This window comes from Sphingorhabdus sp. (assembly GCF_046292425.1).
GTDB lineage: Bacteria > Pseudomonadota > Alphaproteobacteria > Sphingomonadales > Sphingomonadaceae > Sphingorhabdus_B.
Genome location: NZ_JBKBQV010000035.1, coordinates 1 through 26,870, shown reverse-complemented (window position 1 = coordinate 26,870; position 26,870 = coordinate 1). Strand labels below are relative to the sequence as shown.

Sequence of the window (26,870 nt, the reverse complement as noted above, 5' to 3'; positions counted from 1 at the left end):
CTGGCAGGATATGGCAGCGCAGCGCGCGACTGGTCCGGCGGCGCATCTGTCGACGTGCCGATCACGGACCGGGTCATCGTCCATCTCGACGGCAGCTATCGCAACAGCGACGATCTGCGCACGGGCGGTTACGTACTCTCTCCAAATCTGCGCGCTGAGGTTCTGGACTTCGCTGCCGAGGAAGCCAGTGAAGGCAATCTCGACGAAGCGGCTGAAGCGATCGAACTTGCCAACCAGCGGGGGCGGATCGCTAACAGCGCCGTGAAAACGTGGACAGCGGCGGGCGGCATTGCCTTTATCGACGATGGCGGCAATCTTGGCCTTTCCTACAGCATTTATGACACCAAATACGGTATCCCTGCCCGTCCCGGCGCCGAACATGCGCATGAAGGAGAAGAGGAAGGCGAAGAAGGCGAAGCGCCAGTCACCATTGGCCTTCGGCAATATCGTTTCGATTTCCGTGGTGAAGTGGAAATGGGTGACGGTTTCTTTGAAAAGCTGCGACTGCGTGCAGGCTATGCCGACTACACCCACACCGAATTTGAAGGCGACGAAACCGGAACCGTCTTCAACAGCCAAGGTATCGAAGCGCGGGCCGAGTTTGTTCAAAACAATCGTGACGGCTGGCGCGGCGCAAGCGGTGTCCAGTATCAAACCCGCGATTTTGAAGCCATCGGGGCGGAAGCTTTTGTTCCACCAAACAAGTCACGGCAATATGGCGTGTTCTCTTTGCAGGAATTTAACTTTGGGCCACTCGACGCGGAAGTCGCAGTGCGCTTTGACAGCGCCGAATTGCGGGCAGACACTCTGGGCCTTTCGCGGTCGTTCAAAAACTTCTCCGGCGCAGTCGGCCTAGGCTATCATATTGGCGACCTCAAGATCGGCGTTAACCTATCGCGCACGGGCCGCGCGCCAGCGGTTGAGGAGCTGTTTTCGAACGGACCGCATATCGCAACTCAGGCGTTCGAGATTGGTAACCCGGATCTCAAGAGCGAACGGGCCTGGAACGGCGAATTATACGCACGGTATGACACACCCAATGCTGCCTTCAGCGCAACTATCTACAATAACCGGTTCGACAATTTCATTTACGAAGCCGAAACCGGCGAAGTTGAAGATGAGCTGCCTGTGTTCCAGTATTTCCAGAATGATGCCAAGGTCTGGGGCGTGGAGTTTCAGGGGTCAAAGCGCATTGCCAGCTTTGGCGACGCCAGCGTCTCGGTCGATGGCGTGGCAGACTATACCCGTGCGAAGATTTCATCGGGCGGTGGCAATGTTCCCCGCATCCCGCCGTTGCGATTATTGGGCGGTGTGGAAGTGACCAGTGCCAGCTTTGACCTGCGCGGTGAGGTTGAATGGAGCGATGACCAGACCAAGACTGCCGAATTTGAAACGCCAACCGACGGCTTCACTATGGTCAACGCGTCAGCGACATGGCGTCCATTTGGCCGCGACCGTAACATTGCGCTTATTGCATCGGCGAACAATATATTCGACGTGACTGCACGGCGCGCGGCATCGTTTACCAAGGATTACGTACCGCTGGCAGGCCGCGATTTTCGAATTACGGCGCGGTTGAGTTTTTGATTGTAAGCAACCATTCATGAAAAACTATGCAATATTTGTCCCACAATTAACCTGGGGAAAATAACATGCGTAAAACTGCCATATTTGTTCTGATGTCGGCCGCGTTGCTGATTTCGGCATGCAACACCGTTAAGGGCCTTGGGCGAGATATCGAGTCAGTGGGACAGGCTGGCGACCGCGCCATTTAGGCGGAACATTGCCAGTGTCGGCGGGTTATACCGCCAAGCCTGCATTTTGGGCTGTCCTGTTGGAGAATATCATGCGCAAAATTGCAACTGTCATATTGCTTTCGGCTTCGTTGCTGGCAGCAGCCTGCAACACCGTTAAGGGCGTAGGCGAAGACATTGAATCAGTCGGTGAAGCGGCAGATCGCGCTACCTGATAGCTGGTTTTGAAGATACATAAGGGCTGGAGGGTAACCTCCGGCCCTTTTTGTTTGTGTGGAACCTGTCGGCCCACCACCCGCCTGTCCATATAAATTTCCAACAGGCGCAACAAGATTTCCTACAAATCCCGGGCGCGCGTTTCCAATCACAGAAAAAGGGACGGCCGACGCGGAAGCGCTGGTGCTGCTTCCGGCTGATGGTGTTGGTTGATTAAGGCTCGTTTGTTCCATCAGTCTAATTCCAGGAGCCGCCTTTATCTTGGCTGGGCTGCTTTCCTTGGGGGTGAAGGTTCCTAAAGACCCCAGGGCCGTCCATTTCGGACGGGACGGATCGCTCCGCCACACCCAGCCGCTTGTGCGCTGTTCAGAGCTTGATGCAACAGGCCCTTTTATGAGGCTGAAGCAAGCACCCTATCGCGCCGGCCGTGCCAGCGAGTTGCCCCGCCAGCGTTCCCATCATCCCGACCCGCGTTCTAGACCGCAGCCTGAATGACGCGAACCGGATAACCTATATGGTTATTTGTAGGAAAGCGGTTTTTTGAGAATATATCATTCTGCGATTTAGTCAGTTGCTCTCGCGGAGTCACACCGTTGGCCAAATTGCTGCAATCATTTTGCAAGCAGTCTCAATATTAGCTACTCGTCGAGCATAGTTAACGGACCCACGAACCAGCGACTTCCTCGGGACATCGATTACCATTGAAGTTGGTGCGTGCGGATTCCCAAGATGCTCGAGAAATTGCATAGTATGCATGTGTGCGATGGTAGCCAAATGTCCGTTCGCCTCGGCACGACGATTTTCAGCGCCATCCGTTGTTTGACCGATCATACATCTGATAAAAACCTGTCCTACCCTATCAACGCCACGATGTTGTATTGAAGCAACAACGTCCGGAAAAACAGAAACCTCAACACCATGAATATTCATAGTCGGGGATGGCACGTTAGGCTCTGTGTAATCGTGTTGCCATAAGTCCATTTGGTTCTGAGCCTGCTGAAATGTTTGGATTACTCCAATGCATCGCTGCGCATCATCTCTGACAAGCGGCCCGTTTGCGCCATTATCACGCCTGGCTTCCAGCTCCATTACAGCTTTCGCGACGATTTGATTAATCTGCGATCTATTTCGTAAGCATTCGGCAATCGCTCGCTTTGCGAGTTGGTACTGGATGATCATGGCTTTACCGGACGCCGGATTTTTTGCTTGCCGCAAAATCCCCAACTGGCCTATCGGTGTTGCGGCAACAAGGTAGTCAGCGAGTTGAGATGCGGACAACCGAGGGGAGACACGTTGCTTAGGAGTTACAGCCATGGACGACATCTTTCTTGTTGGAACAACAGAAACAGGTTCAGAGCTTTATGTATTTGAATTATCACAACAAACACTAGAAGACAACGGAATGCAAGCAGAGTCTGCCTGCCTTTATCTTTATGAAACCGACAATAGGCCAACAGGGTCAGGCATTCGGGTTCTGGCGTCCTTGCCGACTATGGACTCTGTGTACCGGATTGTAGATCTTTTCAGTTTACGGCAAATTACCGTATAATACGGAGTTATCGCGACCGTTGATCCAGCTTGACAGAAACGTCCTGCGATTGATGTGGGCAAGCTAAACTCTACGTCGCGGCTTGCTCGGCGGCGTCTGCCTTGTTGCGGCGGCGACGGGTGAACCAGATGGCGACGAGGGCAAGTTCGTACAAAATGCACAAGGGAATGCCGAGCAACAATTGCGACACAACATCGGGCGGTGTCAGAACGGCAGCGATGACGAATGCCCCGACGATGGCATAGCGTCGTGCACTTTTAAGCTGCTCAAGCGTTACAATCCCTGCGCGTTCGAGCAGCATGAGAAGCACCGGCAGCAGGAATGAAATGCCGAAGCCGAATATGAACTTCATCACAAAATTCAGGTAATTGTCGACACCCGGTAACGCCTGTTGTTCGACACCGCCAACATTGCCGCCAAACCCAAGCAGATATTCGAGCGCAACGGGTATCGCCATATAATAAGCCATTGAGGCGCCAAGGATGAAGAGCACCGGCGTCGCCAACAGGAACGGCAAAAATGCGCGCTTTTCCTTGGTGTAGAGGCCGGGCGCAACAAAGCGCCACAACTGCGTTGCAAATACGGGGAACGAGAAGAAGGTTGCGGCGAAAAACGCGACCTTAATCTCGACAAAGAACGCTTCGAATATCGCAGTATAGATAAGCTTTGTCTGCCCGGATGCCAGCAAAGGCTGCACCAGAAACCCAAAGATGGGCCGTGCAAAATACAGGCTGATGGCAAAGGCGATGGCAAGCGCAAGAAAGCTCCAGAGCAAACGGCTGCGCAGCTCGATCAGATGATCGAGCAATGGCATTTTGCTGTCGTCCAGTTCGCTCATATTTTAGACGCCGTTTCGGCATTTGGGTGTTCAATGGGCAATTCCGGCTCGCTTGGCGGCTCATACGCGGCGGGACGGGATTCATCCCCGATGACGTCAGCGCGCGGATCCGCAGGCGGATCGACAGGATGGTCACGCATGATCCGCTCGTTTTCCGCCTTCCACTTTTTTTCGAGTTCCTCGAGTTCGGACTGCCGGATCATCTCGTCAAAGCCGGACCGGAAATGCGCAGCGACGCTACGCGCCTTGCCGACCCATTTGCCGACCACGCGCAATGCCTTTGGCAAATCCTTGGGGCCAATGACAATTAACGCCACGAGGACCACGAGCAGCAGTTCGGACGACGCGATATCAAACACGTCAGGCCCCCGGCATGGAGGGCAGAGTTTGCTGCTCTGTCAATTGCTTAGCCTTGGGTCTTGTCAGTCTGCTTTTCGGAATCGACGACAGTGCTTGCACCGATTTGCGGCGGAGCCTTGGGAGCCTCGTCTTCTTCGCTCATACCTTTTTTAAAACTTTTAATGCCCTTGGCGACGTCGCCCATCATATCGGAAAAACGACCCTTGCCGAACAAGAGCAACACCAAAATGCCCACAATCAGCCAGTGCCAGATGCTAAAACCGCCCATTTCAAACTCCTAACGGGGCGCACCCCGGATATCGCGAACATTCTCGCTAGGTCTCTTTACCCTATTTAGGCTTTGTTTTCGTTAATTTCTAGGTCGCTGTCATTTTCTTCATCGCCAAACAGCATATCGCCCATCGCGCTGTCGATTGGGTCAAGCAAACCCGCGGCTTTCAGGTCGGCTATTCCAGGCAAATCCTTGCGGCTGGTCAGGCCGAAATGCGTCAGAAAACCGGGTGTAGTCGCGTAGATCAAGGGGCGTCCCGGCACTTCGCGACGGCCAGCCGGCCGGACCCATCCAGCCTCCATCAACACATCCAGCGTGCCTTTTGAAATCTGCACGCCGCGAATGGCCTCAATCTCGGCGCGGCTAACGGGTTCATGATAGGCGATAATCGCGAGTGTCTCGACTGCAGCGCGACTCAGCTTTCGGCTCTCCTCGCGTTCGCGCCGAAGCAAATGCGCGAGATCGGCGGCGGTTTGAAAATGCCACGTCTTGCCCCGCTGGACGAGTTCAATGCCGCGGCCATCATACTGCGCAGCCAGCTGCTTAAGAACCGCGGACACGTCAACGCTGTCGCCGACATAGCCGCGAATCTGCTCCACGGTCATCGGCTGGTCGCTGGCGAACAAGGTCGCCTCCACCGCGCGAATATCCGGATCCGTTTCGGACATCATGCCTTCTTCCGCAACATCAGGGGGGCAAAGGTCGCCTCTTGCTGCAGATCGACGACACCGCGCTTGGCCAGTTCAAGCGCCGCAACAAAACTCGACGCAAGCGCAGATTTGCGCAAGGCGGGGTCAGCCATCGGCGGCAGAAATGCCTCAATAGCGGTCCAGTCGATCGCGCGGCCAATCATCGCCGAGACCCGTTCAAGCGCTTGCTCCAGCGTCATGACTTGCCGTTTTTGGACGATGTGCATCGCTGGCTGCGTGCGTGCATTAATTTGGCCATAAGCGGTTATCAGCTCGAAATAATCGCATTCCCATGCCCGCGCCTTAACAACGCGAAGTCCCTCGGGTGTGCCGCGCAAAAACACGTCCCGTCCAATCCGGTCACGCGCCATTAACCGCGCGCCGCTTTCGCGCATGGCGTTCAGCCGCTCCAGCCGCAATTGCAGGCGAAGCGCGAGTTCCTCGGGCGACGGATCAATCGTCGGGTCCTTGGGCAGCAATAACGCCGACTTGAGATAAGCCAGCCATGCGGCCATCACAAGATAGTCCGCGGCCAGTTCAAGCTTCAGCGCTCTCGCCTGTTCAATGAATACCAGATATTGTTCGACCAGGGCGAGAATGGACAATTGCCGCAAATCAACCTTTTGATTGCGGGCGAGCGCCAGCAACAGGTCGAGCGGCCCTTCCCATCCATCAATGTCAATAGTCAGGACGTTTGGGCCAAACCCAGCGCTCTCGTCGCGGAGGGCATCCTCCTCGTCAAAGAGCATTGGCCCGGTCATGCCGCGCCAGTCGCTCCGCCCGTCAACTTTGTGGTCGGGTCAGCAAGCGCAAGCAGCTGGTCACGTTTGTCCAGTAAATGCGCGAGCCGTTCGGCGTTGAACGCTACCGGCGCCAGTTCCATTGCGCAATCAAGACGCGCACGGGCGGCGGGCGTTATTTCCGGCAGAATATTCGCAATCGCTACCATCTCGTCAAAGCGGCCCCAGCAATTCAGCGCAAGGTCGCAGCCCGCCTCGACACAGGCCAAAGCGCGGCTCGCGACATCGCCTTGCAGCGCGTTCATATCGAGATCGTCGCTCATCAACAGGCCGTCAAAACCGACGCGCTGGCGGATGATATTATCAATAACGAAGGACGACATGGTGGCAGTGTGCGCATTGTCCCAGATGTCATAAACAACATGGCCAGTCATGCCCATCGCCGCCTTGTTGAGCGCACGGAAGGGTGCGAGGTCCTGCTCCAACTCCGCATCGGTTGCGGTGACATGCGGCAAATCATGATGGGTGTCGACATTAGCCCGACCCTGCCCCGGCATATGCTTCACCACGCCAATGACGCCGCCCAGCGCAAGACCGTCGAGAATCGCGCGGCCAAGTGCAGCCACGCGCATCGGGTCGCTGCCCAAAGCGCGGTCACCGATGGCGGAGTGCGTGTCGGGCACGCGGACGTCAAGGACTGGCAAGCAATCGACGTTGATGCCCACCTCGTTGAGCGAAAGACCAATGGCCTCCGCATTGCAACGCGCCGCCTCAATCGCGGTGATGGGCGCGATGTCGTAAAGCGCATCAAACGCGCCGCCTGCGGGAAAATCGGGCCAGACCGGCGGGCGCATCCGCGCGACGCGGCCGCCTTCCTGATCGATCAGGACGGGCACATTGTCGCGGCCGTGTAAGGCCCGCAGGCTATCGGTCAGCGCACGGACCTGCGCCCTGTCCTCGATATTGCGCTTGAACAGGATGTAGCCTGCAGGCTCGACATCGCGAAACAGGCGTTTTTCGTCGTCCGTCAGGGTCAGACCAGAGAGGCCAAAGATTACCGGTTTCATGCGCGCGAAGCTAGGGCTGCGGCGGCGCCAAGGCAAGCGCAGAGCGACCGAAGCCTGCGCCAAATCTGTGTATAATTAACGGATGGGCCCAAGAAAATCGAGCTTACCGACCGGCACGCCCTTCATCCGTAACAGCGCATAGGCCATGCTGAGGTGGAAATAGAAATTGGGGATGGCAAAGCCGTGGACATAGGTGCTTCCGGTGAACGGAATGGCACCACTAGGCGTGGTAAGGACAACGGCAGCCTCTTCGCGGCCTTCGAAGCCAGCGGGCGACGCGGCTTGGAGAAAGGCAATCGCCTTGCCAACACGGGCCTCGAGTTCGGGAAAGCTGGCCTCTTCATCAGGCCATGGATCGTTTTCCACCTGTCCCACACGGACAGCGACAAACTTGGCCGTGTCGGTCACCATCTGGATCTGCCGCGTGAGCGGAGCCATGTCGTCAATCAGCCGGGCGTCGAGCAGTTCGGACAATTCCATGTCCTGTTCAGCGGCAAAAGCCTTGCCCTTTTCCAGCATGATGGAAAGGTTTTTCAGACCGCGCACAAAGGCGGGAATGGAGACATCGTACAAGGCTGGCATATTCTTCTCCTTGGGAAACTTGCGCTACTTAAGTTGCAATCTGCAACGCTTCAACCGGAAAAAGCTGTTTGATGCGCCTATCATTCCAGGAACGATAGTGCCCAATCACTTCACCACTTCGTCACCCCTGGGCCGACCGGCGCCGGTCGATTTGGCGCGACCCCCTATTTGCCGATGTGCATCACGTTGCAGGTTTAACGAACAATAAGGCAGTTCTCTCCGGCGGCCTTGAGCTTTGCGCAAAGCTGTTGTGCCTCAGATGAATTTGCCGTGATCGCCTGGAGCCGGAATACCGTGCGGCCACCTTCGACATTGGCTTCGGCGATTTTGCGGTTCATGCCAGCTAGGAAGCCAAAGCGTTTGTTAAGCGCGGACCACGCCGTTTCGGCCTTCGCTGAATCGCCAAATGCGCCAAGCTGGACCATGACGGCATTGGCAGGCGCACTGTCGGTCTTGGCCGGAGCCGCAGGCGCGGCGGCAGCCGGTTTCGGGACAGCCACGGGTTCAGGTGGTGCCGGGGCCAGAATCGCGCCGGTTTTCTGGCCTTCGCTAGCTGCAAACGCCGAATCGCCCTCACCCTCAAAGCTTTTGCCACCAGCATCCGCGGGCTTTTCCTTGTAGCTGCCTTTTGGCGCGGCAATCAATTCTCCGGTCCCATTGGCGCCGCTGTTTGGACCGCGTTGGATCCAGTAAATGCCGCCAACAATGGCCGCCAGCAAGACGAGGCCAGCAACCACCATGAATGCGACTTTTAATGGCGAACCACTTTCTTCCACTTCATAACCGTCAGCTGTTTCGAGCCAAGGCAAACGATCATTATCGTCGAGATTCAGTCCATCATCCCTGCTGTCCATCACACCACGTCCCCAGTCACTACATGTTGTAAGCTGCTTCGACCCCCATCAGTCGCAGTCCATTGCGCAATACTTGCCCGATATTGATCGCCATGAAAAGCCTTGCGCCCGAAAGCTCTGGATTCTGGGCCAATATGAAACGCTTGTCGGGCTGGTCATTGCCCAAATTCCAATAGGCATGGAAGGCAGCCGCCAGATCATTAAGGTAAAAGGCTATCCTGTGCGGTTCGCCTGATTTTGCCGCAGCCTCGACAATGCGCGGGAAGTTTGCGGCTTCACGGATCAGGCCGATTTCGGCATCCCCCAGCATCACGACATGCGCGCCATCAGGGCCAAGACCCTCAGCCTCAGCCTTGCGCAAGGTCGATGCAATCCGCGCGTGGGCGTATTGGACGTAGAAAACCGGGTTGTCCTTTGATGCTTCAACGACCTTGGCAAAGTCAAAATCCATTTGCGCGTCGGATTTGCGGGTGAGCATGGTGAAGCGGACAACATCCTTGCCGACTTCCTCGATGACTTCAGCCAGCGTGACAAAGCTGCCCGAACGTTTCGACATTTTGACGGGTTCGCCGCCACGCAACAAGCGAACCATTTGCACCAGCTTGACGTCGAAATCTACCTTGCCATCTGTGAGCGCGTTGACCGCTGCCTTGATCCGCTTGACCGTGCCTGCATGGTCAGCGCCCCAGATATCGATCATTGCATCGACGCCCTGGCTTTTCTGGAAATGATAAGCAAGGTCAGCGCCGAAATAGGTCCAGCTTCCGTTGGATTTCTTGATTGGCCGGTCCTGGTCATCGCCAAACTGCGTTGACCGGAAAAGGGGAAGCGTCACTGGCTCCCAATCTTCGATGTCCTTGCCCTTGGGCTTTTCCAGTTCGCCGTCATAAACCAGCCCGCGCGCGCGCAATTCTTTTTCGGCGACATCGGCCTTGCCTGCCTCGTGCAGTTCGGCCTCGGAGGAAAACAGGTCGTGGTGGATGCCAAGCAAGGCCAGATCCGCCTTGATCATCTCCATCATTTCGGCAACCGCTTCCTTGCGGAAAAGGGCAAGCCACTCGCTTTCGGGCGCGGCGACATATTGGTCACCAAAACGCTTCGCAAGCTGCTGACCAACAGGAATCAGATAATCGCCGGGATATAGACCTTCCGCGATTTCGATAACCTCGCCCAAGGCCTCGCGATAACGCAAATGCGCCGAACGCGCGAGTACATCGACCTGGCCGCCAGCGTCGTTGATATAATATTCGCGGATCACGCGGTAACTGGCAAATTCGAGCAATTTGGCCAGCGCATCACCGACCACAGCGCCACGACAATGGCCCATGTGCATGGGACCAGTCGGATTGGCGGAGACATATTCGATATTCACCGATTTGCCATCGCCCAGATGCGAACGGCCATAATCGTCGCCAGATGCCGCAATGGCGCGAAGTTCATCAAGCCATGCCGAAGCATCCAGCCGAAGGTTCAAGAACCCTGGCCCGGCAATTTCAACGGCAGTAACGCCAGCCACCTTGGCCAGTTCTGCCGACAAGGCCTCTGCCAACGCGCGGGGGTTTGTTCCGGCGGGCTTTGCCAGCACCATCGCCGCGTTGGTCGAAATATCCCCATGCGTTGCATCACGTGGCGGCTCGACCGTTACGTTGCTGCGGTCAAGACCTGTGGGCAATGTACCCTTGGCCACAAGTGCGTCCAGCGCATGGTCGACATGCGCTGCATATTGTTCAAAAAGGGTCATGACTGTGCCTTGAAATTAACGCGGATCAACGCGTGACATTGTAACGCAGCTGATCTTCGGTCAGCTGAAATCCTATGAGCATTTCAAAGCTTGATCGGACCACCGCTGCGCGCACCTCTGGATCGGCCATTGGGTCAAGCGCCGCATCAGGGTCGCCCGGCTTGCGCTTCTTGGTAATCTTCTGCACGATTTCGGCAGGCAGGCTTGCCGATGCCTTGTCGATATAGCTTGCGGCTTGCGCCTGAGCCGATGCGCGCTGCTGACCATCGGCGAATTGAAGCGTGACTTGACCGACGCGTTTGGCAACGACGGCGCTGCCGCCCTGAACCACCGTGTTAAAATACGGCAGGGTCACTGTCCGGTTGCCGCGGACATCGCTGCGCCGCGCCTGCACGTCAAAGGAAGCCTGCGAAAAAATCCTGTCTCCGCTGTCGTTGCAATTGGGACGGATGTTGGTGATGGACGCGACCACGTCGATTGCATTTGCATCCTGACTGCTCGCGGGATTAAATATCGTGATGTCGCCCGTGCCATCGGGCACGGCAACGGTCGGGCAACCCGAACGCGTGACGTTCACGCCCACGCCAGCGCCGATATCAAGTTCACCGTCGCGTGAGCAACCGGCCAAAGTAGCTGCGGCAATACCGATGGTCAGGGCTTTGGCGACGAAGTTCATATAGGGTAATCCTCGGTTTTCTTAAGCTTGGGTCGCGGGTGCGAAACGTGCATTGGTCCTTATCCGCCCAGCGCCGCCCGTGCAACAGGGGAAAGGTCTTGGCGGATGCGGCGTGATTAACTAAAGGACATTGCACATGACTGAACAATCACTCCCGAAAAAATCGCTCCGGCTGCTCCTTGCTGCACCGCGCGGTTTTTGCGCCGGCGTTGACCGGGCGATCAAGATTGTCGAGCTCGCGCTCGAACAGCACGGCGCACCTGTGTATGTCCGCCACGAAATCGTCCATAATCGCTATGTCGTCGACAGCCTGAAAGCAAAAGGCGCTATTTTTGTCGAAGAGCTCGACGAAGTGCCCGATGGCGGCCATGTCGTGTTCTCCGCGCATGGGGTGCCCAAATCGGTTCCCGCCAATGCCCAGCAACGCGGCCTTGCGTATTTCGACGCGACTTGTCCGTTGGTGTCCAAGGTGCACAAACAGGCGGAACGTCAGGTTGAAGCAGGCCGTCATATCATTTTCGTCGGCCATGCGGGGCACCCGGAAGTGATCGGCACCTTTGGCCAAGTGCCGACCGGCGCGATGACGTTGGTGGAAACCGCCGAAGATGCGCGGTCAGTTGAACCGGCTGATGCCAACAATCTCGCTTTCCTGACGCAAACGACCTTGTCAGTTGACGATACGTCGGAAATTGTCGCGATCCTTAGCGAACGCTTTCCCAACATTGTCGGTCCAAAGGGTGAGGATATCTGTTACGCCACCTCCAACCGGCAGGAAGCGGTGAAGGCCATTGCCTATCAATGCGATCTGGTGCTCGTCATCGGTGCACCAAATAGTTCAAATTCACTTCGCCTTGTCGAGGTTGCAGCGAGATCGGGTGCGCGGGCCTATCTTGTGCAGCGCGCTGAAGAGATCAGCCTCAACTGGTTTGATGACGTCCAAACGCTTGGCCTGACGGCAGGAGCTTCCGCCCCTGAAGTGTTGGTGCGGGAGATTATTGACGCTTTGGCGCTGCATTTCGATTTGGATGAACAGCAGATAACCACCGCCGAAGAGACTGTCACATTCAAGTTGCCACGCGAACTGGCGGGCGCGGCGGCCTGATTTGGCGGTTTACACGCAGTTAGGGCCGCAACAGGTGGAAGCAGTGCTGGTGCATTATGATGTGGGCCAACTTGTTGCACTCAAAGGTATCGCCGAGGGCGTCGAAAACAGCAATTTTTTTGTCCAGACGACGCAAAGCCGCTTCATCCTGACGCTGTATGAAAGCCGCGTAAATCCTGATGATTTGCCGTTTTTCTATGCGTTGCTGAAGCATTTGCATCATGCAGGCTGCAAAGTGCCGCGATTTATGGCGGACCGGGAAGGCCAATGGCTGCAAACTGTTGCGGGGCGCCCTGCTTGCCTCATTGAATTTCTCGACGGCGTGTCAGTGACCGAGCCAACGGCAGCGCAGGCAAATTCGACCGGCGCTGCGTTGGGACAGATGCATCAGGCTCTGGCCGATTTCACGCTTTCGCGGCCAAACAGCCTTGGCGTGGCTGCCTGGCGTCCACTGGCGATGCGCTGCACCGCCGCTGGGCTGGATTCTATTGCAGACGGTTTGTCAGCCCGGATATTCGCGGAGTGCGATTTTCTTGAGGCGCATTGGCCGACCGGCTTGCCCGTCGCCGCGATCCATGCGGATCTGTTTCCGGATAATGTGTTGATGCTTGGCGACCAAGTCTCTGGCCTCATAGACTTCTACTTCGCCTGCACCGAAATCCGTGCCTATGATCTGGCAGTGACGCACAGCGCGTGGTGCTTTTCAAACGATGGTGCCGTATTTGACGCCGATGTCAGCGCAGCCTTGCTGTCAGGCTATGCCGATTGCGTGCCCTTGGATGCAACGACTCGCGAAGCATTGCCGATATTATTGCGCGGCGCGTGCCTGCGCTTTTTACTCACCCGTTGTTATGACTGGATCAATACGCCGGCAAATGCGCTCGTGACGCGCAAAGACCCTCTGGCATTTCTGCGGCGACTGGATTTTTATAGCGACGCGGGACAGGTCGAAAATATGTTGGGACAATATTCGTGAAGCAGCTAGAGATTTTCACCGATGGGGCGTGCAAGGGCAATCCCGGCCCCGGCGGCTGGGGTGCTGTGATCCGTTATGGCAAGCATGAGAAAGAAATTTCCGGCGGCGACCCCGACACTACCAACAACCGGATGGAGCTTTCTGCCGCGATCCACGCACTCAAAATCCTGATCGAGCCGTGCCACGTCAAATTGCATACCGACAGCAAATATGTTCTCGACGGTATTACCAAATGGATTCATGGCTGGCAGCGCAACGGTTGGAAAAATGCCTCAAAACAGCCCGTGCGCAATGCCGACCTTTGGCATGACCTGATCGAAGCGGTTGCCCGTCATGAGGTGGAATGGATATGGGTAAAAGGCCATAACGGCCACCCCGAAAACGAACGCGCCGACCGGCTGGCAAGCGACGCAGCGGAGCTCGCTGCAAAGCGCTAAGAAAAACGCGCTGGCGTATAGACGTCGGCGTCAACACGCTGCGGCGCGGCTACCTCCTCATCGAGCAGGGATGCGGCAAGCTGCGCGGCGGCAGGCGCGGTCTGAATACCGAAACCACCCTGCCCTGCGAACCAGAAAAAGGCTTCGTTCGCGCTATCACGGCCGATGACGGGAAGCCTGTCGGGCGCAAAACTGCGCAATCCGGCCCATTTATGTTCGACGCGCTTTATGTCCCAATCGACAACCTGTTGCAGGCGATCAATGGCAATCGCGACGTCCAGTTCCTCCGGTGCGGCATCGCAGGCGGGGGTCGCGGTTTCATCATGCGGGCTAAGCCAAAGCCGCCCGCCGGTGTCAGGCTTGAAATAGAAGCTGCCGTCGAGACCAATGACCAGCGGCAGATTGGCCGGCACGTCGGGCGACACGGCGAGCTGCGCGATAGTGCGACGATAGGGTTGAATACCCAATGGCCGGATTTGAGCGATGGTCGCGACTTCATCCGCCCATGCGCCCGCCGCATTAACGATGATATTGGCCGAACAGTTGAGGCTGCCCGCGCTGATCTGCCATGCGCCATTTTGCCATGCGGCGGCACTCAGGCGGCTGTTGCAATAGAGTTGCGCGCCCTGCCGCTTTGCCTGACGCAAATAGGCGGCATGGAGCGCAGCGACGTCAATGTCGCAGCAGGCCGGTTCCCAAAGCCCATGCGTCCATTCGGCGCGCAGCCCCGGTACAAGTTCCTGGACAGCCGCGCGGTCGCTCACTTCGATATGCACGCCGCTGGCTGCAAACTCCGCGAGCATATTGTCAGCCATCGGTGTCTGCTCCGACGTGCCAATATGCAGCGCACCGCGTGGGTGCATTAGCGGGCCGTCATGGAAATCCGCTGGCGGTGCGGCCAAAAACGGCCCTGACGCGGTGGTCAACGGTTGTACCCCCGGCCCGCCATAGCATTCGTCCCAGAATGCGGCGGACCTTCCCGTTGAATGATAACCGGGATGCGCCTCCGCCTCGATCAGCACAACCGAACCACGGGCGGACAGCAGCGCCGCAAGGCTTGCGCCAGCGATGCCGGCGCCAATGATGGCAAAGTCAAAGTCGCTCATGTTCGTGGCGCGTGCGCGTCCAGAAAGCTGTCGATCCGCGACAGGCACTGGTTGCGCACAGGATCTGCCTCACGCAACAGTTCATGTGCGGCTTCCTTGCCAAAGATGAGGGTCTCGGCGTGCGGCAGGCGCTTACTGTCGGCAATGACCCGCGGCGTGCTGACCAACTGGTCGCCAGTCGTTGCGAGCAACAAGATCGGCGTTTGCACAGCCTCAAGCAGGCCCGGTGCATCCAACATACGAATCGACGTAATCGCACGTTCCACCCAATGCCAGCTTGGCGGGCCCAATTTGACGTTCGGGCGCAATTCCCACCATGCAATCTCGTCCTCATAGCGATCATCATCATGCGTCAGCATTTTGCCGCGCATGCTCATGGGCGACAGGGGTTTCTCGCTGACCTTCCATGCCGCATCTTCGCCCTTGCCAAGTTTGACCATCAGCTTTGCAAAAGCGTGATTCAGGCCAAGCGGCAGGCCGCCCGTCTGAATGCCCAACATAGGCGCGCTCATGACGACCGCGTCCGGGTCGATTGCCTTTTCCACCAGGGCCCGCATCGCGAGATGACCGCCCATACTGTGCGCCATCACGACATGTGGGCCCGGGTTTTCCTGTTTCCATTGGGTCCAGAACATCCGCAGATCGGCAATCCATGTCGCAAAATCGTCGATGTGGCCGACTTCGCGATCAGCCAGCAGCCGTCCGGATTCGCCCTGCCCGCGCCAGTCTATTGCCGTTACACGCCAGCCTGCGTCAGCATAATAAGCCAGCGTCTCGAGATATTTTTCGTAATGGTCGCCGCGGCCCGGCAGGAACAACAACGACCCACGCGGCGGGTTTGCACCTTGCCAATCAATACGCCGGATCGCCCAGCCGTCGGCGGCGTGCCAGATACCTTCCGTCGCTTCAGCGGGGATAATGCGTCGGTTCATCGGAGTGGTGGGTGCATGCATGGTTACGCTTTGGCAATCTTTCTTAGTTAATGCTGCGCAGATGACCAGTGAACCTCTCGCTTACGTGACCCTCGGCGCCTTGGCAATTGCCCTGTTGGTGTCGATCTATACCGACATAAGATATCGTCTTATTTACAACAAGGTAACAATCGGCATTGCGGTCGTGGCACCAATATACTGGTTTGCAACTGGCGGCCTTACTGCGCCGGAAATCGGAATTCATCTTCTGACCGCCGCGATCACCTTCGCCTTCTTCGCTGCTGCATTCCATTTTGGCGCGATGGGCGGCGGAGATGTGAAGCTTTTTGCAGCCTTAGCGCTCTGGTTTCACTGGATCGACGTCATTCGACTAATTTTATATGCGTCCATAATCGGGGCATTGGTAACCATTATTTTCCTTGTCATTCACAAGTTAAAACAACGGGATGGCCGTGCGCGCATCCCCTATGGCGTCGCCATATCTGCTGCTGGCCTGTGGATAGCCGGTGAACGGATTTTTAACCATTTTACATGAAATAGCGAAGTTCAATCAGGGCACCACTCAGGGGACAGTTTGTCATGGATAGGAAAAAAGTCGTATTGCTGGTGGCTGCGCTTCTCGTCGCAGCGATCACCGCCTTTATGGCACGCAGCATGTTTACCGGCGCTTCGGCACCTCAAGCTGCCGCTGCTGCAGCACCAGCGCCAGTACCGACAGGGCCAAAAGTTTTGGTCGCAACGCGGGCTTTGCCTCCCGGCACATTGATCACTGCCGACAGTGTGCGTTACCAGCCATGGCCCAAGGAACTGATCCAGGAGGCCTATTTCAACGAAGGCGACGAAGGTGCATCCATTGAAAAACTTGTCGGAACTGTCGTCCGCAATGCGGTGACCGCAGGGCAGCCCCTTACGCAAGGTTCGCTTGTGAAGCCTGGCGACCGCGGGTTCCTTGCTGCAGCGCTTGGCCCAGGCATGCGCGCAGTCACTGTGCCTGTATCGGCGCTGACAGGCGTTGCAGGATTTGTCTTCCCAGGTGATCGTGTCGACCTTGTCCTCACACAGAATGTGAACGCAAGCGCAGGCCCACCGTTGAAGGTGTCCGAAACCATCGTCCGCAATCTGCGCGTTCTGGCCACTGACCAGCGTGCTACCCCAACCTTGGACGAAAAGGGCAACACCATTGTGTCCGAATATAAGCTGGTCACAATCGAAGCTACGCCCCGCATTGCCGAGAAGATCACTGTTGCCCAGTCCATCGGCACCATCAGCCTTTCACTGAGGGCATTGACCGACAATGCCGCTGAGCTGGAACTAGCGATGGCGTCAGGTGACGTGACCATTCCAGAAGGCGCGACTGCCGAACAGGAACAGGCCATCATGCGCCAGGTAGCCCAGCGTCCAAGCGCAGACCGGAGCAGCTATGCCACCGGTGGCGATGTATCGCGCTTCCAGCGCAGCAGCATACCTGCACAGATGCCAATCGCGGTCGCTGCAGAACAAGCGCGCACGCAAAAGCAAGTCGAGAGAATCATGAAGGGTCCAGTGGTCCGCGTGTCACGCGGTGGCAATGTGACCGAAGTCGACATTAGCCGGAGATAATTAGATGGCACGTTTTACCAAAATCAAGTCGGGCTTTGCCGCGGTTGCCATAACCGCCGCGATGTGCACGTCGGCTCTCGTGGCATTGCCTTCGCCGGCCGCTGCGCAGTCCACAAATAGAGACGTCATACTATCCATCGGTGAAGTGCATCAGATTAATCTGACCAGCCCGGTAACTGACGTAGTAATAGCGGACCCGCGCGTTGCGGATGTCGAAGTCACCTCTGCCAAAAGGGTTTACATCCTGGCAAAAGGCGTCGGTGCAACCGATATCCTCGCGACCGATGCTTCGGGTCGAACGGTGTATCGCGGTAAAGTGCTGGTCGGCGGCAATTTGAGCTCGCTCAACCAAATGTTCAAGATCGCAATGCCAGATGCAGATATCCAGGTTACGGCGATGAACAATGTCGTCTTGCTGACCGGCACAGTCGCCCAGCCCGAGGATGCTGCCGAGGCAGAACGCCTCGCTCTCACCTTTACGGCAAGTAAGGGCGAAGGAAACTCGGAAGGCACGAACGTAATCAACCGCATCAAAACCGCCACCCCGTTGCAGATTAACCTGCAAGTGCGGATTGCGGAAGTCAGCCGGTCATTGTCGAAAGAAATCAGCGGCAATCTGCAGACCAAGAAAAACGGGTTCGACAGCAATGGCAACCCATATTTCGTTGGCGCGGCACAGGGCCGGGACGTTACGACTGGTAATCTCGTGAATTATCAGGCAGGCGGAAGCACCATTGCTGCGATTGGCCGTTTATTCGGAATAGACGTCGAAGCAGCCTTTGACATGTCAGAAAAGGCAGGTCTTGTTTCAACTCTCGCTAATCCAAACCTGACCACTGTCTCAGGCGAAACCGCCGAGTTTTTGGCGGGCGGGCAGTTTCCAGTGGTGACGGCGTCAGCAAACGGCACGAACGTCGAATATAAGAATTACGGCGTCAACCTGACCTACACCCCTGTGGTGCTGTCGGATGGCCGGATTTCGCTTCGGGTGCGTTCGGAAGTGTCGGACATTTCGTCACAAGGCGCCGTGCGTATCAACGGCGCGGAAATTCCTGCGACCACAAGCCGGATGGCAGAAACAACGGTTGAACTTGGTTCAGGCCAAAGCATGATGATTGCCGGTTTGCTCAGCAACCAAATGGGTAGCTCAATATCAAAAACGCCTGGTGCCGGCGATATTCCGATACTCGGCGCACTTTTCAAATCCAATGGATGGCGTCGTAACGAGACCGAGTTGATGATTGTCATCACCCCATATCTGGTCAAGCCTGTGTCCGAAAGCCAGTTGGTATTGCCGACTGATGGTCTTCATACACCCAATGACCTTGAACGCGTTTTGTTGGGCAAAATGACAAATAACCAGGGTGACAAGGCACGTCCGATGCCAAGCATCGCGCCCACGGTATCCAATGGCCCCGGCATGAGTTCGGTAAATCAATCGGCACCTCAATTGTCAGCGAAGCCCCAATTGCAAGCATCCGCGTCCGCAGCCAGCGGGCCTGGGTTCAGCTTTGACAACTGACCGCAAGATCAAGGAGACACCACATGAAAACAGCTATTATCCTGATCGCTGCAAGCCTTACTCTGGCGGGCTGCGGGACTTTACCGACCAACACATCGATGTATTCGGTACACCAGCCAGTTGTTGAACGGACGAACTACGCCATTGATCTGGCGTCGGACGGCAACGGCATTGCGTCTGCAGACCAGACCCGGCTGAGTGAATGGTTTGACGCGCTAGGCTTGGGCTATGGCGATCGCATTTCGATCGACCGGGGAGATGGCTATGTCAGCTCCGAGGCAGCGCGCGACGTTGAAAAAGCAGCCGCAAAACGCGGCATGTTGATCGTGGATACCGCACCGGCAACACCCGGTGCAATTTCGCCCGGCAGCATTCGCGTCGTTGTCACGCGATCACAAGCTTCGGTACCGTCCTGCCCCGACTGGAGCACGACGCACGAAAGCAACTATAACGCTGGCAATCACAGCAACCATGGCTGTGCCACCAACTCAAACCTTGCAGCAATGGTGGCAGACCCCGAAGATCTGGTCCGCGGCCGCGAAAGCAACCGGCTTGACCGCAACAGCGGAAAAGCAGCCGTAAACGCCTATAAAACCAAGACCGGAGGCAATTGATGAACGCTCCTTGGAAATCCGGTGTTGCCGGAACGCGCGACCCAATTCACGCATATGTTTGCGATGACCTGACGCTTGAGGTCATCCGCGGCGTATGCGAAGAAATGGGTTGGAGCCAGGAAAAGGCCTATAAGGGCGGGTTGCGCAACGCGATCCAGTCGCTGTCGGTTTCGGCCAGCCCACAAACCTTGCTGGTCGACCTGTCGGAATCGGGCGATCCGATCAGCGACATCAACAGCCTTGCCGAAGTATGCGAACCCGGAACCATCGTCATTGCGGTTGGCCAGGTCAACGACGTGCGTTTGTACCGCGATCTCCTGATGTCCGGTTTGCAGGATTATCTCCTGAAACCTCTCAACCCCGACGCGCTGCGTGATGCATTCGCCAATGCGCAAGCCATGCTTAATGCCCCCAAACACGAAGATGTCGGCGTTGACCGGCCGCATATTTCAACAGCGGTAATTGGCACGCGGGGCGGAGCAGGTGCGTCAACCATCGCCGCGTCGTTGGCATGGACATTTTCGCAAGGTCAGGGGCACCAAACCGGGCTATTGGATCTGGACGTGCATTTTGGAACAGCGGCGCTTGCCATGGACCTGGAACCGGGCCGCGGCCTGACCGATGCCATTGACAACCCAAGCCGGATTGACGGTCTGTTCATTGAACGTGCGATGATCAAAGCCAATGAGCGGCTTTCCATCTTGTCGGCGGAAGCGCCAATGAACAGCCCGGTTCTCACCGACGGTTCGGCATTTTTCCAGCTACAGGAAGAGTTCCGCGCAGCATTCGAAAACACTGTAATCGATTTGCCGCGCAGCATGCTGATTTCCTATCCGCATCTGGTGCATGACGTGAACATTGCAGTTGTCACAACCGAACTGACGCTCGCATCAGCACGTGACAGCATCCGTGTGCTCGCATGGCTGAAACAGAATGCTCCGCACTGCAAGGTGCTGGTTGTTGCCAACAATGTGCAAAGCGCGGCTGTTGAAATCACCCGCAAGGATTTTGAAAGCACGATCGAGCGCAAGATTGATCTCATGCTTCCGGCCGATCCAAAGGCCGTGGCGCAGGCGGCGAAGCTCGGGCAACCGATTGTCGAAGCCGTGCGTGGCAGCAAGCTGTCCTCTGGCATCATCGCGCTCGCGGAAATGATTTCCGGAAGCGCAGCCGAAGCAGAGGAAGCCGAACTTGCTGGTGCAAAAGCCAAATCCAAGAAAACCGTCTTTGCAGGTTTCAAAACCATGCTGAAGAAGAAGTAAACCCGGCACGCGCCCAAGGGCATAACAACAGAGCACATGAATATGCAGACTTTGATCATCGGCGCCGGAATAATCCTGATTTTCGTCTTGCTGGCCATCGCCTTTACGGGACCGAATGCCGGCAAAGCGACTTCAAGGCGCCTGGGTGCCGTCAAGATGCGCCATTCCGACAGTGCGGATGTCCGTGTCGAACAGCAAATGCGCAAAGCTGTAGCCGCGCGTCGTCCAATGATCTTCACAGACGGCCGGGAAATCGGCCGAATCGATAAGCTGCGTTTGCGCCTTGCCCAGACAGGCAAGAAATGGACATTGCAGCAATATATGTATGCGTCTGGCGGGATTGCTTTTGTCGTCATGTCCTTATTGTGGCTGAAGGGCGCGCCTTTCTTTCTGGCGTTATTTGCCGGCCTGCTCCTTGGTGCAGGTTTGCCGCACATGGTGGTCAATTTCTTCATTGCCCGGCGGATCAAGAAGTTTACCGCCAATTTTCCGGATGCGATCGAACTATTGGTGCGCGGCCTGAAATCGGGCTTACCCGTAGGCGAGACACTTGGTGTGGTGGCAAAAGAAATTCCCGGACCCGTGGGCGAAGAATTCAAAATGGTCACCGAGAAGATCAAGATCGGTAAGAGCATGGAAGAGTCGCTTCAGGAAACCGCAGACCGCCTTGGCACAGCCGAATTCCAGTTCTTTGTGATCACGCTGGCAATCCAGCGCGAAACAGGGGGCAACCTTGCGGAAACTCTGGCGAACCTTGCAGATGTGTTGCGCAAGCGTGCCCAGATGAAACTTAAAATCCGCGCTATGTCCTCCGAGTCCAAGGCATCAGCCTATATCGTGGGATCGCTGCCGTTTTTCGTGTTCGGCATGGTCTGGATGGTTAACCCGCAATATCTGGCCGGCTTCTTCTATGAACCGCGCTTGATTGTCGCCGGGTTGGTTGGCGCAGTGTGGATGTCGATCGGGGCATTCATCATGGCCAAAATGGTCAACTTCGAAATTTAAGTTGGGGACGGGACAAGAAACATGACCAATGCGGGTGGACCTCAACTTCTAGGCATCGACGTGTTGTGGGTGGCTACGCTGCTGTCTGCGGTGGCTTCCATGGCGGTACTAATAGCGATTTATTCGGCTGTGACTGTGCGCGACCCGATGGTGAAACGCGTCAAGGCGCTGAACGAGCGGCGTGAACAGTTGAAGGCCGGCATTACGGCAACGACGTCGAAAAAGCGCGCGAGGCTGATCCGGAAGACGGAAACGACTGACAAAATGCGCTCGCTTTTGTCGAAGCTTCAGGTTTTGCAGGACGATCAGGTCAAGGCGGTTCAACAACGGCTGGCGCAAGCGGGTATCCGTCGCAAGGAACTGGCCGTGACTGTGATTTTCTGCCGCATGGTGCTTCCTATCGTCATTGGCGGCGGCACTGCCATCTATATCTATGGCATGAATGGCGTACCGGAATGGGGTGCCTTCAAGAAATTTATGGCATTCGCCGCTGCCGCGATCTTAAGCTACAAGGCTGCCGACATCTACCTCACCAACCTGGTTACCAAACGGACGGCAGCCATTCGGAAAGGTCTGCCTGACGCACTTGACCTGCTTGTAATCTGTGCCGAGGCTGGTTTGACCGTCGATACTGCGTTCAACCGCGTGGCAAAGGAACTGGGCCGGGGTTATCCCGAGCTGGGTGATGAATTTACCCTCACCGCAATCGAGCTTGGCTTTTTGACCGAACGCCGGACCGCGTTTGAAAACCTAGCTTACCGCGTGAATCTCGATTCGATCCGCGGCGTGGTGACAACCATGATCCAGACCGAGAAATACGGGACACCTCTGGCTTCTGCATTGCGCGTATTGTCCGCCGAATTCCGCAATGACCGCATGATGCGCGCCGAGGAGAAGGCCGCGCGTTTGCCGGCCATTATGACCGTTCCGCTCATCCTGTTCATTTTGCCGACCTTGTTTATCGTGATACTTGGCCCAGCTGCCTGCTCGATCAGCGACGCCTTCTCGAATCAATAAGGCAATACGGAAGGGGCAGTCCTAGGGCTGCCCCTTCAACCTTTGCGGACAGTTTGTTCGATAGCGCCAAAGATGCTGTGACCGGCGTCATCATGCACTTCAATCCGCACAACGTCGCCGTCTTTCAAGAAAGGCGTGACCATTTCGCCGGTCTGAATTTTCTCCACCATCCGTACTTCGGCAAGACAGCTATAGCCAAGGCCGCCATCAGCAACGGGTTTGCCTGGCCCCCCATCGGCATCGCGATTGGAGACCGTGCCCGACCCGATAATGGACCCTGCCCCGATGTTGCGTGTCTTGGCCAGATGCGCGATCAAAACACCGAAATCAAATGTGCAGTCGTCCGAAGCCACGGCGCGGCCAAATGGCGCGCCATTGAGGTCAACATTCAAAGTGCGGTGCAGTTTGCCTGCGTTCCAATAGGCCCCAAGGCTGTCGGGCGTTACGAATACAGGCGATAATGCGCTAGCTGGTTTGGATTGGACAAAGCCAAAACCTTTTTCAAGTTCGGCAGGGATAAGGTTACGCAGTGACACGTCATTCACAAGGCCGACCAGCCGGATATAGGACAAGGCGTCTGTTGCCGAGGTTCCGCGTGGCACGTCACCTGTCACCACGACAATTTCCGCTTCGAGATCACAGCCCCAGGCTTCGTCTGCCAAAGGGATGTAATCGCGCGCGCCCAGAAACTCGTCCGATCCGCCCTGATACATCAACGGGTCATGCCAGAAGCTTTCGGGCAGCACAGCGCCGCGCGCCTTGCGTACGAGTTCGACATGATTGACATAAGCCGAACCGTCCGCCCATTGATAGGCACGCGGCAAAGGTGCCGCAGCGTCGTGTTCGTGGAAGCGTTCGCGCGGAATAACGGCATGCTCAAGATCAGTGGCCAGCGCTTCGAGCCGGGGCGCATATTCGTCCCAATCGTCTAGCGCCACCTGCATCGTCGGCACGATGTGCGCAGCATCGGCATACCAGGCCAGATTATCCGAGACGACAACGAGATGCCCGTCACGGCCCGATTTCAGTGATGCAAGTTTCATATTCGATCTCCAACTTTTGTCCTTCATGCATCCATATTGCAGTTGCGGCAACCGCGACTGTGCGTTTACACCGTGCAATATGACTTGGGGGAATGCCAAATTGCGGTTGGCTCAGGCAGGTGCGCTCGCGCTTTCGCTGCTTGTCACTGGCTCTGCCTTTAGCCAGCAGCCAGTCTTCAACACCGCGCAGGCGGCCAAAAACGGCTGGTTCATGGAACAGAACCGGTCGGCATCATGGTATTTGTCGCAGCATAAAAAGATGGCGAGCGCGATCACCGCTTTGCAGCCGCAAAAACCCGGCATCGTTGACGCTTATGTCATATCGATCGGCCTCGATTCCGACCCGGTATTTGCCCGCGAGTCGGCTGAAGCGGCCAAGGTATTGGCACGACGCTACGGAGCCACAGGCCGAACGCTGTACCTGACCGCAGGGGCCGATGATAAAGCCCCCGGCGTACCGCAGGGTTCACCTTCCAACCTTGCAACAGCTCTGGCTGCGGTTGCTGACCGGATGGATGAAAAAGAGGATGTGCTTATCCTGTTTGCAACCACCCATGGTGACCCGGTATCCGGCCTTGCCTATCGGGATGGCGAAGATGGCGTGGGGATGATCGCACCGCAGCGCCTGTCCGATTTGCTGGACAGCGTTGGCATCAAACGCCGTATGATTCTGTTGTCGGCATGCTATTCGGGGATATTCATTCCGCTGCTCACCAATGACGAGACCGTGATAGTGACCGCCGCATCGTCACAGCGCACGTCATTTGGCTGTGCGCCTGGCAATGACTGGACCTTTTTCGGCGATGCCCTGATGAACAACGCCTTCCGCAAACCGCAGAAGTTCGACGACGCCATGGCAGAGGCAGTGGGGCTCATTTCCGAATGGGAAGGCGCATTGAAGCTGACGCCGTCACGGCCTCAGGTTTTTGTCGGTGATAACGCACGTCTATGGCTTGACGCGCTGGAATTGAAAATGCCCCGGACGCCCACCGCCAGGGTTGGCCGTCCGGCCATCGATTCCGGCTAATCAACAGCTGTCAGGTTTAACCGAGTTCAGCGACGCGTGCGCGCAATTGCGCAAGCATCGCCTCAAGCATCTTGGCTTCCCCGCTGCCCAATATCTTTTCGAGCTCCGCCTCCAATTGCAAAGCCTCTGGCACAATCTGTTCATAAAGATCACGGCCGGCGGCAGTCAGCGCCAAATGGTGGGATCGTCCGTCCAAACTGTTCGGCACACGGCTGACCAATGCCCGTTCCTCAAGCGCTTTGCACGCGCGGTTAACGGTGACCTTGTCCATGGCGGTCGCGGCGACCAACTGCCGCTGCGTGGCAACTTCGGTCTCACCCAATAGCGCCATGACCCGCCATTCGGGCACCTTCAACGCGAATTTTCCGCGATAGGCACGCGCAATCAAATCGCTGACTGCGTTGGAGGTAATCGATAGCTGATATGGCAGAAACGCACTAAGCGTCAGTTTCTTTTGTGGCATGGGCCTAGCTTTTCGGGGGCGCGAAACATGCGGACATCATTCGGGCTTTACCTGGTCCGGATGCGCCGCGGCGAAGGCTGGTAAGGCCGTCAACGCAGCATCCATCCGTACAAGTTTTGGAAAGGCATCAAGCGGCGTGTCCAGCCGACGCGCATTGGCCATTTGCGGGACGAGGCAGACATCGGCAAGATTGGGCAAGTCGCCGCCAAACAGGCCGTCTTCTGGTGCCATTGCCTCCAACGCCGTGAAACCTTCTGTTATCCAGTGCCGATACCATGTATCAATGGCCTCTTGTGATTGCCCCATTTGCTCTTTCAAATATCGCAGCACCCGCAGATTATCGACAGGGTGAATGTCCGCCGCAATTATCAGCGCCTGCGCCAGCGTCCTGGCACGATCCGCCGGGTTTGAGGAAACCATCGCGGGATCGGGATATTGCGCGTCCAGATAATCTATAATGGCAAGGCTTTGCGTAAGGTCATGGCCGTCAATCGACAGCATCGGGACAAAGCCTTGCGGATTACGGGCAACATAAGCCCTTGCCTTATGTTCATTCTCCAACAGGCTGGTCGGCACGCTGGTGTAGGGCACGCCTTTAAGATTGAGAACGATGCGCACGCGATAGCTTGCCGAGGAACGCCAATAGTCGAACAGGATTATGTCTTTCATGGTCAATGCGATTAGCATGGCACACGCAAAAGGCAAAAGCATTGCAGCTTTTCCTTCCGACGATTATGTTGGTTTTGAAGGAAAAGGACCACGCATGTATTACACCAAATTAGGGACAATGGCCGCTATTTTTATTGCGGCGATGCCAGTTCAGGCAGCAGCGCCGATTTCCGGCCGATGGGTAACGCAGAGCAAGGATGGCGTGGTCGAAATTTACCAATGCGGCGCGGCTTTATGCGGAAAACTGTCGAAGTTTCTGGTCAATCCACCCGCAGGTCCGGGCGCGAAAGACGTGAACAATCCTGACAAGGCGCTGCGCAGCAGAACGATTTTGGGTATGAATGTCCTGACTGGTTTTACATCCGACGGGAAAGAGTGGCGCGGGCAGATTTACGACCCGAAGTCCGGCAAAACATATCGTTCGATCGTCTATAAGGGCAAATCGGGCAATCTGGTGGTTAAAGGCTGCATTGGGCCCTTTTGTCAGGCCCAGACATGGACGCCGGGCTGAATACCATCTTGGCGGCGGCGCGATAAAGCCGCAACTGGACATTAAGTTCGTCGGGATTATCCCGCCAATATCCCACTTCGTTTAATTCCACCATCGACAGTCGAAGCGACTCGCGTGCTGCCAAGATCTGTCTTCTGGTTCCTTTTGAAAGCATAGCCTGAAGCTGCATGTTGCGGTGCTTGAGCTTTGCACGTGCCGTCAATGTCATCACAAATCCTCTCGGAGGAATTAACGACAACTGGGGCGCC

General features: G+C 56.5%; 33 protein-coding genes. 16 read left to right on the top strand and 17 right to left on the bottom strand.

The features are described 5' to 3' along the window. From ACK4S7_RS08685 to ACK4S7_RS08675, 3 genes are all read left to right on the top strand, one after another. A partial coding sequence (locus ACK4S7_RS08685; protein WP_409645981.1) for a TonB-dependent receptor occupies positions 1 to 1,587 on the top strand: 1,587 nt, incomplete at its 5' end. 92 nt (positions 1,588 to 1,679) lie between these two features. Beyond that, positions 1,680 to 1,775, top strand: a complete 96-nt coding sequence (locus ACK4S7_RS08680) for an entericidin A/B family lipoprotein (protein WP_409645987.1) — start codon at positions 1,680 to 1,682, stop codon at positions 1,773 to 1,775. 14 nt (positions 1,776 to 1,789) lie between these two features. Further along, positions 1,790 to 1,969, top strand: a complete 180-nt coding sequence (locus ACK4S7_RS08675) for an entericidin A/B family lipoprotein (protein ID WP_409645979.1) — start codon at positions 1,790 to 1,792, stop codon at positions 1,967 to 1,969. Between the two features lie 586 nt (positions 1,970 to 2,555). Here the strand turns inward: ACK4S7_RS08675 and ACK4S7_RS08670 are convergent. Then, positions 2,556 to 3,284 (bottom strand): hypothetical protein, encoded by a 729-nt coding sequence (locus tag ACK4S7_RS08670; protein ID WP_409645977.1) that lies wholly within the window; start codon positions 3,282 to 3,284, stop codon positions 2,556 to 2,558. On the opposite strand from ACK4S7_RS08670, the gene ACK4S7_RS08665 reads away from it, so the two are divergent. Next, entirely contained in the window at positions 3,283 to 3,519 is a 237-nt protein-coding gene (locus ACK4S7_RS08665) for a hypothetical protein (protein WP_409645975.1), read from the top strand. The two genes, ACK4S7_RS08670 and ACK4S7_RS08665, sit on opposite strands and share 2 nt — an antisense overlap. A 70-nt stretch (positions 3,520 to 3,589) precedes the next feature. On the opposite strand, the gene tatC is transcribed toward ACK4S7_RS08665, so the two are convergent. The 10 genes from tatC to ACK4S7_RS08615 all read right to left on the bottom strand — a co-directional run bounded on the left by tatC (position 3,590) and on the right by ACK4S7_RS08615 (position 11,337). After that, positions 3,590 to 4,357 (bottom strand): twin-arginine translocase subunit TatC, encoded by a 768-nt coding sequence (gene tatC, locus ACK4S7_RS08660; RefSeq protein ID WP_409645973.1) that lies wholly within the window; start codon positions 4,355 to 4,357, stop codon positions 3,590 to 3,592. After that, positions 4,354 to 4,716 (bottom strand): Sec-independent protein translocase protein TatB, encoded by a 363-nt coding sequence (gene tatB / locus ACK4S7_RS08655; RefSeq protein WP_409645971.1) that lies wholly within the window; start codon positions 4,714 to 4,716, stop codon positions 4,354 to 4,356. The genes tatC and tatB overlap by 4 nt, the downstream gene beginning before the upstream one ends. A gap of 47 nt (positions 4,717 to 4,763) precedes the next feature. Continuing rightward, positions 4,764 to 4,985, bottom strand: coding sequence for a twin-arginine translocase TatA/TatE family subunit (locus tag ACK4S7_RS08650; protein WP_409645969.1), 222 nt, complete (start codon positions 4,983 to 4,985; stop codon positions 4,764 to 4,766). A 65-nt stretch (positions 4,986 to 5,050) separates the two neighbouring features. After that, positions 5,051 to 5,656, bottom strand: coding sequence for an SMC-Scp complex subunit ScpB (scpB, locus tag ACK4S7_RS08645; protein ID WP_409645985.1), 606 nt, complete (start codon positions 5,654 to 5,656; stop codon positions 5,051 to 5,053). After that, positions 5,656 to 6,426: a segregation and condensation protein A gene (locus ACK4S7_RS08640; RefSeq protein WP_409645983.1), complete on the bottom strand. Its 771-nt coding sequence runs from the start codon at positions 6,424 to 6,426 to the stop codon at positions 5,656 to 5,658. Before ACK4S7_RS08640 ends, scpB begins: the two co-directional genes overlap by 1 nt. Positions 6,427 to 6,434: 8 nt before the next feature. After that, positions 6,435 to 7,484, bottom strand: a complete 1,050-nt coding sequence (nagZ, locus tag ACK4S7_RS08635) for a beta-N-acetylhexosaminidase (RefSeq protein WP_409645967.1) — start codon at positions 7,482 to 7,484, stop codon at positions 6,435 to 6,437. 75 nt (positions 7,485 to 7,559) lie between these two features. Further along, a complete protein-coding gene (locus ACK4S7_RS08630; protein WP_409645965.1) occupies positions 7,560 to 8,066 on the bottom strand; it encodes a DUF1993 domain-containing protein in 507 nt (168 codons plus the stop codon). A 194-nt stretch (positions 8,067 to 8,260) separates the two neighbouring features. Then, the gene (locus ACK4S7_RS08625) at positions 8,261 to 8,920 is read right to left on the bottom strand and encodes an SPOR domain-containing protein (RefSeq protein ID WP_409645963.1); all 660 of its coding nucleotides are present in this window, start codon (positions 8,918 to 8,920) and stop codon (positions 8,261 to 8,263) included. Positions 8,921 to 8,939: 19 nt separating this feature from the next. Beyond that, on the bottom strand, positions 8,940 to 10,661 hold the full coding sequence (argS, locus tag ACK4S7_RS08620) for an arginine--tRNA ligase (RefSeq protein ID WP_409645961.1): 1,722 nt from the start codon (positions 10,659 to 10,661) through the stop codon (positions 8,940 to 8,942). Positions 10,662 to 10,686: 25 nt separating this feature from the next. Continuing rightward, positions 10,687 to 11,337, bottom strand: a complete 651-nt coding sequence (locus ACK4S7_RS08615) for a hypothetical protein (protein ID WP_409645959.1) — start codon at positions 11,335 to 11,337, stop codon at positions 10,687 to 10,689. A 136-nt stretch (positions 11,338 to 11,473) separates the two neighbouring features. Here ACK4S7_RS08615 and ispH point away from each other — a divergent pair, with 136 nt between their 5' ends. The 3 genes from ispH to rnhA are packed head-to-tail and all read left to right on the top strand — an operon-like array spanning position 11,474 to position 13,852. Then, positions 11,474 to 12,439 (top strand): 4-hydroxy-3-methylbut-2-enyl diphosphate reductase, encoded by a 966-nt coding sequence (ispH, locus tag ACK4S7_RS08610; protein WP_409645957.1) that lies wholly within the window; start codon positions 11,474 to 11,476, stop codon positions 12,437 to 12,439. A 1-nt stretch (position 12,440) separates the two neighbouring features. After that, positions 12,441 to 13,415, top strand: coding sequence for a homoserine kinase (thrB, locus tag ACK4S7_RS08605; protein WP_409645955.1), 975 nt, complete (start codon positions 12,441 to 12,443; stop codon positions 13,413 to 13,415). Further along, positions 13,412 to 13,852 carry a ribonuclease HI gene (rnhA, locus tag ACK4S7_RS08600; RefSeq protein ID WP_409645953.1) on the top strand — a complete coding sequence of 147 codons (441 nt, stop codon included), beginning with the start codon at positions 13,412 to 13,414 and terminating at the stop codon, positions 13,850 to 13,852. The genes thrB and rnhA overlap by 4 nt, the downstream gene beginning before the upstream one ends. Here rnhA and ACK4S7_RS08595 read toward each other — a convergent pair. Beyond that, positions 13,849 to 14,958 (bottom strand): NAD(P)/FAD-dependent oxidoreductase, encoded by a 1,110-nt coding sequence (locus tag ACK4S7_RS08595; RefSeq protein WP_409645951.1) that lies wholly within the window; start codon positions 14,956 to 14,958, stop codon positions 13,849 to 13,851. The two genes, rnhA and ACK4S7_RS08595, sit on opposite strands and share 4 nt — an antisense overlap. Beyond that, positions 14,955 to 15,911, bottom strand: a complete 957-nt coding sequence (locus tag ACK4S7_RS08590) for an alpha/beta fold hydrolase (RefSeq protein ID WP_409645949.1) — start codon at positions 15,909 to 15,911, stop codon at positions 14,955 to 14,957. The genes ACK4S7_RS08595 and ACK4S7_RS08590 overlap by 4 nt, the downstream gene beginning before the upstream one ends. 40 nt (positions 15,912 to 15,951) lie before the next feature. Here ACK4S7_RS08590 and ACK4S7_RS08585 point away from each other — a divergent pair, with 40 nt between their 5' ends. The 7 genes from ACK4S7_RS08585 to ACK4S7_RS08555 are packed head-to-tail and all read left to right on the top strand — an operon-like array spanning position 15,952 to position 22,909. Beyond that, the gene (locus ACK4S7_RS08585) at positions 15,952 to 16,425 is read left to right on the top strand and encodes a prepilin peptidase (protein WP_409645947.1); all 474 of its coding nucleotides are present in this window, start codon (positions 15,952 to 15,954) and stop codon (positions 16,423 to 16,425) included. A gap of 44 nt (positions 16,426 to 16,469) precedes the next feature. Continuing rightward, complete coding sequence (gene cpaB / locus ACK4S7_RS08580; RefSeq protein ID WP_409645945.1) at positions 16,470 to 17,489, top strand: Flp pilus assembly protein CpaB; 1,020 nt, start codon at positions 16,470 to 16,472, stop codon at positions 17,487 to 17,489. A gap of 4 nt (positions 17,490 to 17,493) precedes the next feature. Beyond that, positions 17,494 to 19,011 (top strand): type II and III secretion system protein family protein, encoded by a 1,518-nt coding sequence (locus tag ACK4S7_RS08575; RefSeq protein WP_409645943.1) that lies wholly within the window; start codon positions 17,494 to 17,496, stop codon positions 19,009 to 19,011. A 23-nt stretch (positions 19,012 to 19,034) separates the two neighbouring features. Beyond that, entirely contained in the window at positions 19,035 to 19,625 is a 591-nt protein-coding gene (locus ACK4S7_RS08570; RefSeq protein WP_409645941.1) for a CpaD family pilus assembly protein, read from the top strand. Beyond that, positions 19,625 to 20,887 carry a pilus assembly protein CpaE gene (locus ACK4S7_RS08565; RefSeq protein ID WP_409645939.1) on the top strand — a complete coding sequence of 421 codons (1,263 nt, stop codon included), beginning with the start codon at positions 19,625 to 19,627 and terminating at the stop codon, positions 20,885 to 20,887. Before ACK4S7_RS08570 ends, ACK4S7_RS08565 begins: the two co-directional genes overlap by 1 nt. A 36-nt stretch (positions 20,888 to 20,923) precedes the next feature. Continuing rightward, positions 20,924 to 21,892 carry a type II secretion system F family protein gene (locus ACK4S7_RS08560; RefSeq protein ID WP_409645937.1) on the top strand — a complete coding sequence of 323 codons (969 nt, stop codon included), beginning with the start codon at positions 20,924 to 20,926 and terminating at the stop codon, positions 21,890 to 21,892. Positions 21,893 to 21,913: 21 nt separating this feature from the next. Next, the gene (locus ACK4S7_RS08555) at positions 21,914 to 22,909 is read left to right on the top strand and encodes a type II secretion system F family protein (RefSeq protein WP_409645935.1); all 996 of its coding nucleotides are present in this window, start codon (positions 21,914 to 21,916) and stop codon (positions 22,907 to 22,909) included. 35 nt (positions 22,910 to 22,944) lie between these two features. Here ACK4S7_RS08555 and ACK4S7_RS08550 read toward each other — a convergent pair whose 3' ends face one another. Further along, complete coding sequence (locus tag ACK4S7_RS08550; protein ID WP_409645933.1) at positions 22,945 to 23,952, bottom strand: fumarylacetoacetate hydrolase family protein; 1,008 nt, start codon at positions 23,950 to 23,952, stop codon at positions 22,945 to 22,947. Between the two features lie 79 nt (positions 23,953 to 24,031). Between ACK4S7_RS08550 and ACK4S7_RS08545 the strand changes: the two genes are divergently transcribed. Continuing rightward, a complete protein-coding gene (locus ACK4S7_RS08545) occupies positions 24,032 to 24,979 on the top strand; it encodes a C13 family peptidase (RefSeq protein ID WP_409645931.1) in 948 nt (315 codons plus the stop codon). Between the two features lie 16 nt (positions 24,980 to 24,995). Here ACK4S7_RS08545 and ACK4S7_RS08540 read toward each other — a convergent pair whose 3' ends face one another. Together ACK4S7_RS08540 and maiA are read right to left on the bottom strand one after the other, a co-directional pair. Further along, positions 24,996 to 25,442, bottom strand: coding sequence for a MarR family winged helix-turn-helix transcriptional regulator (locus tag ACK4S7_RS08540; protein ID WP_409645929.1), 447 nt, complete (start codon positions 25,440 to 25,442; stop codon positions 24,996 to 24,998). A 36-nt stretch (positions 25,443 to 25,478) separates the two neighbouring features. Next, complete coding sequence (gene maiA / locus ACK4S7_RS08535; RefSeq protein WP_409645927.1) at positions 25,479 to 26,111, bottom strand: maleylacetoacetate isomerase; 633 nt, start codon at positions 26,109 to 26,111, stop codon at positions 25,479 to 25,481. A gap of 16 nt (positions 26,112 to 26,127) precedes the next feature. Here maiA and ACK4S7_RS08530 point away from each other — a divergent pair, with 16 nt between their 5' ends. Next, positions 26,128 to 26,622 carry a DUF2147 domain-containing protein gene (locus ACK4S7_RS08530; protein ID WP_409645925.1) on the top strand — a complete coding sequence of 165 codons (495 nt, stop codon included), beginning with the start codon at positions 26,128 to 26,130 and terminating at the stop codon, positions 26,620 to 26,622. 56 nt (positions 26,623 to 26,678) lie between these two features. Here ACK4S7_RS08530 and ACK4S7_RS08525 read toward each other — a convergent pair. Further along, a partial coding sequence (locus ACK4S7_RS08525) for a hypothetical protein (protein WP_409645923.1) occupies positions 26,679 to 26,870 on the bottom strand: 192 nt, incomplete at its 5' end.